At 32.9% G+C, this 9,414-nt stretch carries 9 protein-coding genes; 6 read left to right on the top strand and 3 right to left on the bottom strand.

The window, feature by feature from the left end; genetic code table 11:
* Positions 1 to 498 precede the first annotated feature (498 nt).
* Positions 499 to 1,302 (top strand): LPXTG cell wall anchor domain-containing protein, encoded by an 804-nt coding sequence (locus DFR54_RS13385; RefSeq protein WP_249033382.1) that lies wholly within the window; start codon positions 499 to 501, stop codon positions 1,300 to 1,302.
* Positions 1,303 to 1,360: 58 nt separating this feature from the next.
* Here DFR54_RS13385 and DFR54_RS09220 read toward each other — a convergent pair whose 3' ends face one another.
* Complete coding sequence (locus tag DFR54_RS09220) at positions 1,361 to 2,662, bottom strand: N-acetylmuramoyl-L-alanine amidase (protein WP_170126949.1); 1,302 nt, start codon at positions 2,660 to 2,662, stop codon at positions 1,361 to 1,363.
* Between the two features lie 387 nt (positions 2,663 to 3,049).
* Between DFR54_RS09220 and aspS the strand changes: the two genes are divergently transcribed.
* The 3 genes from aspS to DFR54_RS09205 all read left to right on the top strand — a co-directional run bounded on the left by aspS (position 3,050) and on the right by DFR54_RS09205 (position 6,581).
* Positions 3,050 to 4,813 (top strand): aspartate--tRNA ligase, encoded by a 1,764-nt coding sequence (gene aspS / locus DFR54_RS09215; RefSeq protein ID WP_114289964.1) that lies wholly within the window; start codon positions 3,050 to 3,052, stop codon positions 4,811 to 4,813.
* A gap of 51 nt (positions 4,814 to 4,864) precedes the next feature.
* Positions 4,865 to 5,749 carry a YitT family protein gene (locus DFR54_RS09210; protein WP_114289963.1) on the top strand — a complete coding sequence of 295 codons (885 nt, stop codon included), beginning with the start codon at positions 4,865 to 4,867 and terminating at the stop codon, positions 5,747 to 5,749.
* A 91-nt stretch (positions 5,750 to 5,840) separates the two neighbouring features.
* Positions 5,841 to 6,581, top strand: a complete 741-nt coding sequence (locus DFR54_RS09205; RefSeq protein ID WP_114289962.1) for a class I SAM-dependent DNA methyltransferase — start codon at positions 5,841 to 5,843, stop codon at positions 6,579 to 6,581.
* Between the two features lie 21 nt (positions 6,582 to 6,602).
* Here the strand turns inward: DFR54_RS09205 and DFR54_RS09200 are convergent, their stop codons facing one another.
* Positions 6,603 to 6,881, bottom strand: coding sequence for a GIY-YIG nuclease family protein (locus tag DFR54_RS09200; protein ID WP_114289961.1), 279 nt, complete (start codon positions 6,879 to 6,881; stop codon positions 6,603 to 6,605).
* A complete protein-coding gene (locus tag DFR54_RS09195; protein ID WP_114289960.1) occupies positions 6,871 to 7,614 on the bottom strand; it encodes a tRNA1(Val) (adenine(37)-N6)-methyltransferase in 744 nt (247 codons plus the stop codon). Before DFR54_RS09195 ends, DFR54_RS09200 begins: the two co-directional genes overlap by 11 nt.
* A gap of 128 nt (positions 7,615 to 7,742) precedes the next feature.
* Between DFR54_RS09195 and DFR54_RS09190 the strand changes: the two genes are divergently transcribed.
* Both DFR54_RS09190 and DFR54_RS09185 read left to right on the top strand, forming a co-directional pair.
* Positions 7,743 to 8,372: a lysophospholipid acyltransferase family protein gene (locus tag DFR54_RS09190; protein ID WP_086341116.1), complete on the top strand. Its 630-nt coding sequence runs from the start codon at positions 7,743 to 7,745 to the stop codon at positions 8,370 to 8,372.
* A 160-nt stretch (positions 8,373 to 8,532) separates the two neighbouring features.
* A complete protein-coding gene (locus DFR54_RS09185; RefSeq protein ID WP_346243195.1) occupies positions 8,533 to 9,411 on the top strand; it encodes an ABC transporter ATP-binding protein in 879 nt (292 codons plus the stop codon).
* Positions 9,412 to 9,414 lie beyond the last annotated feature (3 nt).

The raw sequence follows: 9,414 nt of genomic DNA, 5'->3' as shown, positions 1-9,414 counted from the left end.
CTTTAATTTTAACGGGAAAGTTCGTATGTTTCTATTATTTTGTAAAAAAATAGATGCGAATGAATTTCTTCATCCACATCAAAAATTATACAACCATAAAAAATAAATGTAATTGTGAATATTGTTGATGTTTGTGTTTATTTTTTATTCGTTTAATGGTAACTTTATATATGTAAACGTTTAATCGGAAAATAATAGGAGAGTGTAAAATGAAAAAGCGAAATTATCAACAGCATTATTAGTTATTTTGGCAGGTTCTTTTGGAGCACCATTAATCTCAGCTGCTGAAGTAGTTAGTGAAGTAGGTACTCACGAATAGTGGTATTAGAAGAAAAAGAAGAAGAAGGTACTGAGAACGAAACTGAAAGAGAAACAAATCCTGAGGAAGTTGATGAATTAGAAGATGTAAAAGAATGGGCAAAAGGTTAGGTAGATGACTTACTTGAAAGTAAGAAAATTACTCCTGAAGAACATACTAGATTGATAGTAGCTATTGACTTGGCCGAAAATGTGGATGCTGTTTATGAAGTACTAAATTCTGTTCAATATGAATTGACGACATATAAAGAGGATGCTAAAGCAGATGTGAAAGACATGTATGAACGTGGAATGTTTAACAAAGCTGAATATGACCGCTTAATGGTAGCGATTGATGGAGCAAAATCAGTAGAAGAAGTAAACTCTATTATGGCCAATATTAATTTTGATGAAGAGTTTTTAGAAGCGAAATATAATGCTTTTGAAGAAATAGAGGCGGCGTATGAAAAAGGTAAATTGACAGATGATGAATACATGTCATTATGGTATGATATTTATAATGCCACAACAATCGAAGCTGTTAACGAAATTATGGCTAGATTCCGTGATCATATCATTAACCCAACTCTTATTTTAAATACTGCTAATTTATCTAATACGATTGCAGAAGCTAAAACTCTTGTAGAGGCAAATTATACAAAAGATTCTTGGGCTATTTTTGCAGCAGCTTTAGCTAACTCAGAAGAGTTATTGGCAGCGACTGAAGTTCGTATGATGACTAATATTACGCAAGTTGAAGTTGACTCAAGTACAGCAGCTTTAAAAAATGCTATGGGACAATTAGTAGCAGTAAATGGAAAAGTTGTTGACCCAACAGCTCCTATTTTAACTAGTGTAACTAAAACAAATACAACAAATGCAGCTAATTTACCAGAAACTGGTGAAAAAGAAAATAGATTAATGGCATTATACGGTATGATGATGTCAGGACTAGTAGGTTTATTTCTTGTTAAAAAAAGAAAAGCTGAAAAAGAAAGTTTATAAGATACAATAAAAAAATCTAGAGCACCTAAGAAATTATTTTCTTAAGGCTCTAGATTTTTTATTCTTTTAAATCATCTAGATAGGTATTTAAACCATTTGTAACAGCTTCGCTAACTTTTTTATGATACTTATCGCTTTGAGCATAACCAGCATCAATATCGTTATTAATATAACCTAGTTCAAGTAAAATAGCAGGTCGTTCATTTTCTCTCAAGACTTGATAATCTTGCTTAGCGAACCCTCTGTTTTCAAGTGGTAAGATACTTGCGATTTCGTCATTAACAGCTTGAGCAAGTGGTCTACCTGAGTCGTGTCGATAGAAAGTTGTTGTTCCAGAGCCTTCATTGGCATTTCCAGAAGAATCATAGTGGAAACTAACAAATGCATCAGCTTTACTTTCGTTACTCTTCTTAGCAATTCTTGATAGAGTTACAAACTCATCTCCAGACCTTGTCATTAAAACATTGTAGCCATTACTTTCAAGTTTAGCTTTTACGACTTCCGCTGTTTGTAGAGTCAGTGTTTTTTCTAATACTTTTCCATCATTTGTTTCAGCACCAGGATCTTCGCCACCGTGTCCTGGGTCTAGCATAATGGTGTATTCAGATTTAGGTTCAGCCGGACGCTTATCTTTTTTGTGTAGAGCATTATTAGTAACTTCCCAACTTCTTAAGTAACCTGTTTCACCTTTATCAGTTTTAACTTGATACCAGTAGTTATCCTCAATACTTGTGACAACTACTTTATCAGCATAACTTAGGGTTTCTTTTTCTTTACTTGTTTCACTCATTTTTTCGTAAAGAGGTGCTTTGTTTAAAGTGATTTGCAGTGAATCATTAACATCAAATTTTGGTTGATGTTTTTTTTGAATCGTTAAAGAGCTAGAAGGTACCCAGCCATAAGTATCATCAACATAGATTCGACTCCAGCCGTTTAATTCTAAAGTAACGAATACTTTTTCTTTTCTTTTTAGTTTATCTAAAGTTTTACTATCAGCGTTGTTAGATTCTTTTAATTCTGTATTACGTTCTTTAATAATTGCAGGGAGGTAAGTATAGGGACTAGAAGTGCCATCAAAAATTAGCCAATCAGCTACCCAGCCTTCTACTTTGTCGGGTGTCTGGATTTTGTACCAGCCTGATTTTTTCTCTTTAATGGTGATCTTATCTTCTCGGTGGACTTGAGTAATAACTTTAGAGTTAGCACCAGCCTCTTTGTGAACGTTTAGAGCCATCGTTTGGACTTCTACAATTTGATTCGTGCCACGCATAAAATAAAAGCCTGCTAAAACAACACCAACAATTAACAGGTTAATCAAAAAAAGTTTAATCATATTTTTACTATTATTGGAATTTCTCATGATTACATACTCCATTGTATTAATATTTTTAGTACAAATAATTATAGCAAAAAAAAATGAATAAAAGTAGTTAAGATGTTTTCTCTGTAAAGCTCTTGACATTTAATAAGATATCTAGTAATTTTTAGTTATAATGTCTATGAAAGAGAAAAAGCTTTTTAACCTATTAGAGAAGATTAAACTTGGTGAAATTAGTCTAAAAAAAGCAAAGACACTCTGGAGATGAGTGACTAAAAATCACTCCGTTACGAGCGTTAATCGTTAGAGAAGAGAAAGTAATGATGACTTTCTTAAATTTAGGTGGTACCACGTGTGAAATCATTCGTCCTTGCTTTATTTTAGCAAGGACTTTTTTATTACAATAAATTTTAAAGGAGAATTATTTAGATGAACAACAGAACAACGTACTGTGGCTTAATTACAAGTGACTTTTTAGATCAAGAAGTAACCGTTAAAGGGTGGGTTCAAAAACGTCGTGATTTAGGTGGTTTAATCTTTATCGATTTAAGAGATAGAGAAGGCATCGTTCAAATCGTATTTAATCCAGAAACTTCAAAAGAAGCTTTAGAAATTGGAGACAAATGTCGTAGCGAATTTGTTATTGGCGTAACAGGAAAAGTCGTTAAACGTGAGGGTGCTGTTAACCCAAATATGAAGACAGGTGAAGTGGAGATTATTGCTAGTGATGTTGTCATTTACAATGAAGCCAAAACACCGCCATTTGTTATTGGGGATGATAACGTTAATGAAGACACACGTATGAAATATCGTTTTATGGACATTCGCCGTCCGGAGATGTTTAACACACTAAAATTACGTCATCAAACAAGCCAAGTGATTCGTAACTTTTTAAATGACAGTGGCTTTATTGATGTTGAAACACCTTATTTAAATAAATCAACACCAGAAGGAGCAAGAGACTATTTAGTGCCTTCTCGTGTTCACGAAGGCCATTTCTATGCGCTACCACAGTCACCACAAACAACTAAACAGTTATTAATGGGTGCTGGAATTGATAAATATTACCAAATCGTTCGTTGTTTCCGAGATGAAGATTTACGTGGAGACCGTCAGCCAGAATTTACACAAGTGGATATTGAGACAAGTTTCTTAACTGCTGAAGAAATTCAAACTTACACAGAAAATATGTTAGCAAAAGTTATGAAAGATGTTATGGGACAAGAAATTGTTTTACCATTCCCTCGTATGACTTACGATGATGCTATGAGTCGTTATGGTGTAGATAAACCTGATACTCGTTTTGAGATGGAATTAATTGAGATGAAAGATGCTATTAAGGACGTTGAATTTAAAGTCTTTAAATCAGCACTTGAAGCTGGTGGAGCAGTTAAAGCAATAAACGCAAAAGGAGCTGCAGCTAATTATTCAAGAAAAGACATGGATAAATTAGGTGAGTGGTTAGCCCAATTTGGTGCTAAAGGTTTAGCTTGGGTTAAAGTTGAAGAAGATGGCTTGAAAGGCCCAATTGCCAAATTCTTAACAGACCATGAAGAAGCTATTAAATCAGCAACTGATGCTGAAGTTGGTGACTTATTAATGTTTGTGGCCGATAAAAAAGAAGTCGTAGCAGCTGCGTTAGGTGCTTTACGTAACAGATTAGCGAAAGAATTAAACTTAATTGACGAAGATAAATTTAACTTCCTATGGGTTGTTGATTGGCCATTATTAGAGTATGACGAAGAAGCAGGACGTTATGCTGCAGCTCACCACCCATTTACAATGCCAAAAGCAAGTGATGTTGAATTATTAAAAACATCACCTGAAAAAGTTTACGCTGAAGCATATGATGTTGTCCTAAATGGTTACGAATTAGGTGGGGGTTCACTTAGAATTTACCAACGTGACGTGCAAGAAGATATGTTTAAAGCTTTAGGATTTACAAAAGAATCAGCTCAAGAACAATTTGGCTTCTTATTAGATGCTTTAGAATACGGATTCCCACCACATGGAGGAATTGCTTTAGGATTAGATCGATTAATTATGTTATTAGCGAAGAAAGATAATATTCGTGACGTGATTGCTTTCCCTAAAAACAATAAAGCAATTGACTTAATGACAGATGCGCCAGGAACAGTTTCAAAAGAACAATTAGATGAATTACGTTTATCAATTAAATTTGACGAAAAATAAAAGGAGAAGTTTTCACGATTTTTACTCACGTGAAGGAGTTATATAAGGAAAATGGAAAAGCTAGAAGACCTCAGAGATATACTCATAAATAAGCAACATATGGAAAAAGTTTCAATGGCAGTAATAAACGGTATACTACAAGCAATTGCCTTAAATATGTTTTGGCGACCAGGACATATTTACGCAAGTGGTGTAACAGGACTGGGACAAATTGTTGTGACATTAACTGAAAATATAACAGGCGTGGAACTACCAATGTCTGTTGTCCTTTATATGCTTAATGTCCCACTTTTTATCTTGGCTTGGTATAAAATTAGTAAGAAATTCACGATTTTTACAATGATTTCAGTTTTTATGACGTCACTATTTATTCAGATTATTCCAGTGACTGCTCTTTCAACTGATCCAATTATTTGTGCGATTTTTGGTGGAGCAGTTTGTGGACTAGGTGTTGGCTTAGCCTTAAAGAGTGGTTTGTCTTCTGGTGGATTAGATATTGTTAGTGTCACTATTCGTAAAATGACAGGAAAAAATGTGGGCTCATTAAATATTATTATTAATGCTTGTATTATTTTGACTTCAGGATTTCTTTTTGGCTGGCCTTATGCGTTCTACAGTGCGTTTTCGATTTTTGTAAACGGGAAAGTCGTTGATGTTGTTTTTACCAAGCAAAAGAAAATGGAAATTATGATTATTACGACAAAACCTGATGCTGTTATTGAACAAGTTCAGCGAAGAATTCGTCGAGGGATTACTATTTTAAACAATGCAGAAGGTGCTTTTAGCCATGAAAAGCAGACAGTTCTCATTACGATTATCACACGTGACCAGATTCCTTTATTACAAATTGCTATGAGGGATTCAGATCCAAAAGCCTTTGTTAGTATTTCAGATAATGTAAAAATTATGGGGAACTTTTATGAACCCTTAGATTAGTAAAATAAGCTAGAAGTGTGAGTTAGAAGACTCATACTTTTAGTTTATTTTTTATGTTAAAATTAAAATAGTTAAAAAAGGAGGTTATTTAATGTTTGTTGAGTATGGAAAGTTAAGTACAAAAGTATATGAAATAACAAAACCAGTAGGAAAATCATTAGATGGGGATATTGAGTACTACTATGAAAAATTAAAAAATGTTACAGGTCCGATTTTAGAGGCAGGAGTTGGAACAGGGAGAATGTTAATACCTTTTATTCAAAAGGGATTAACAATGGAAGGTATTGATTTATCAGAAGAAATGTTAGTACAATGCCGTATGAATATGAATGAACATCAAGTTACAGGAAATGTCTTTCAAGGTGATTTAACTAAATTAGAGATTGAAACTAGATATGAGGCAATCATGATGCCAACAGGTAGTTTTTGTCTATTACCTAAATTTATGATTAAGGATGTTTTGAAATCATTTTTAAATCACTTATCTGATAAGGGACTGTTAATGCTAGATATTGAATTACCTGTTTGGTTTAAAGAAGCAGAAGTTAGTGCTAGTGAATTTCTCTTATCTGATGATTCAGGGGTTTTATTTACAAGTACTGCTAGAGGTATGGATTGGTTTGAACAGAAAGTTTCCTACATTCACCGCTATGAGTTAGTTGAACAAGGGATTGTAACAGAAACAGAATTATCTCATTTCACTCTTTATTGGTATGGAATTGAGGAATTTAAAGCTATTTTAGCAGAGGTTGGTTTTACGGATATTACTTACACAGTAGGTTATGAAAAAAATGATGAGTCTTCTCTAGTAACATTTTTTGCTAAGAAATAATAACAAAACTCCTTTATCATGTTAGATAGAGGAGTTTTTATTATTTTTAATATAGATATCTTTTTGTTTTCTAGTTAGTTGTTTAAAAGCGTACTCTGCTTTTGTGGCTTCACTTCTTGTTTCAAAGCTCTCATGATAAATCATTTTAGCTGGTCGTCTTTTAGGAAGACGTGTGTACTTAGCTCCGTTACCACTATTATGTTCTTCTAATCTACGACTTAAATCTGTTGTGTAACCAGCGTAATAAGTATTATCCTTACAATGCAAAACATAAAAGAAGTGTTCTTTACTAGTTGCCATGAAGCATTTCCTTAATTTGTGGTAAATACTGATTATCATCACCATAAACATAAAGTGGTGGTAATATTTTTAGTCCATCGGTTTTACCATCTTTAATACCTTCAATTAAAATAGTATTAGCATCCTTTTCTTCTCTTGGGTAAATGAATTGAATTCTTTTAGGAGCAATTCTGTGTCGTCTCATACTATCTAAAATATCAATTAAACGATCTGGTCTGTGAACCATGGCAATTTTACCATTCATTTTTAAAATTTTAGAAGCTGATTGGAAAACATCATCTAGTTGTAGATGGATTTCGTGACGAGCAATAGCGTAATAAGGATTAGGATTTTTTTTACTATTTGGCTGTTCCTTAAAATAAGGAGGGTTACAAGTAATAAAATCAACAGAATCACTTTTAATTTCTGATAAGATATCTTTAATATCCAGTTGTTTCATTTCAACTTGTTCTTCTAAATTGTTTAAGACGATACTTCTTTTTCCCATATCAGCTAATCTTTCTTGAAGTTCAATGCCGGTAATATGAGCTTTAGTACGTGGAGACATAAATAGAGCGACAGCACCATTTCCAGAACAAAAATCTACGATTGTTCCTCTTTTAGGAATCGAAGCAAAGTTTGCTAAAAGGACAGCGTCTAGTGAAAAAGAAAAAACATCAGGGCTTTGGATAATTTGAACACCTTGAGAGACAAGTTGGTCCACTCGCTCTCCTTCTAATAATAAATCATTCATGAAAAACTTCCTCTCAAATTGCAACTTTTATTATAGCATGCAAAAGATTAAATTAAATAAGAAAAACTTGCATGTTGAAGGAAATTTGGGCATACTGATAAGGAATTAACAGAAAGGATCAAACAGATATGTATCGATTTTTATTATATGTTGTACGTTTCTTAACTTTTTTTATTAATACAAACGCTCGTTACGTTGGACGTGAAAATTTACCAACTGAAGAAAACTATGTTTTAGTTGGACCACATAGAACTTGGTATGAACCTTTGTACTTTGCTATGGGGGCTTGGCCAAAGAAATTTTCGTTTATGGCTAAAAAAGAATTATTTGAAAACCCAGTTTTAGGCTATGTCTTAAAAAAATGTCATGTGTTTCCTGTAGACCGTGATAATCCTGGTCCAAGTGCCATTAAAACACCAGTTAAAGCTTTAAAAAATACTGATTTAAGTGTCATGGTTTTCCCTAGTGGTAGTCGTTATTCTGATGACTTAAAAGGGGGAGCTGCTGTAATCGCTAAGATGGCTAAGGTAAAAATTGTTCCTGCTGTCTATCAAGGGCCAGTTAAATTTAGCGCTTTATGGAGTAAAAAACGTGTTACTTTAGCTTTTGGCGAGCCAATTGATATTTCAGATATTAAAAAATTAAACAAAGAAGGTATTGAAGAAGTCGAACGTCGAATGCAGGAAGCTTTTGATAAGTTAGATAATCAAATTAACCCAGATTTTGTTTATGAAAAGCCAGTAAAAAAAGAAAAATAATAGATTGAGGTTGTAACAGAAGCTACTTCTGTTACACGGATAAGAGATTATGACTTATTTTGGTCACAGTCTCTTATTTTTTTTGCTATTGACTTTATAGTCAATGGAGGAGTAAACTACCGTTGACTATAAAGTCAATAATATATAAAGTAGGTGCTTAATGATGCCAGCGATTGTTGAAATGAACGGATTAACAAAAAGTTATAAAGGTGTTAAAGCAGTAAATAATGTATCACTTTCAATTGAAGATGGAGAAATTTTTGGTTTTATTGGACCAAATGGCGCAGGAAAATCAACAACTATAAAAATGCTATTAAATTTTATTTATCCAACAACAGGTGAAGCTAAAATTTTTGGAAAAGACTGTGTGAAAGATAGCCTTGAGATTAAAAAAGAAGTGGGATATGTTTCAAGTGATGTGAGATATTATCAAGATATGACTTCTTTAGATATTTTTAATTACACAGCTAAATTTCATAAGTTAAAAAGTGATCAAAAAGTAATTGATGAGTATATTAAATATTTTGAAATTGAACCACATAAAAAAATTGCTGATTTATCTCTGGGAAATAAAAAGAAAGTTGCTATTGTATCAGCTCTTTTACAAAATCCAAAGTTGCTTATTTTAGATGAACCAACTAACGGACTAGACCCAATGATTCAACACCGTTTATTTGATTTGTTAGAGAAAAAAAGCAAAGAAGGAATGACAATCTTTTTATCAAGTCATGATTTACATGAAATTCAAGCTCACTGTGATCGCGCAGCTTTTATTAAAAATGGTGAAATCATTGCTGTTGAAATGATTGATAAAGGAAAAGACTTAGAAAAGAAAGTCTCACTAACATCAAATGAAGTGACAATAGAAGAATTAACTAAAATTGGTGCGACGCAAGTTAATCAAAAAGAATCTTACTTTGAATTTATTTATCAACAAGATATTAATCCGCTTTTAACTTATTTAAGCCAAAAAAGAATAATTGATGTAGAAATTAAACCTTTAGATTTAGAAGATAAATTTTTATCTATGTATGAGTAGGAG

The sequence above is a fragment of the Vagococcus fluvialis genome, from assembly GCF_003337315.1.
Classification (GTDB): domain Bacteria; phylum Bacillota; class Bacilli; order Lactobacillales; family Vagococcaceae; genus Vagococcus; species Vagococcus fluvialis.
The sequence above is the reverse complement of the archived record's forward strand: the minus strand, read 5'-3'. Positions and strand labels throughout refer to the sequence as shown.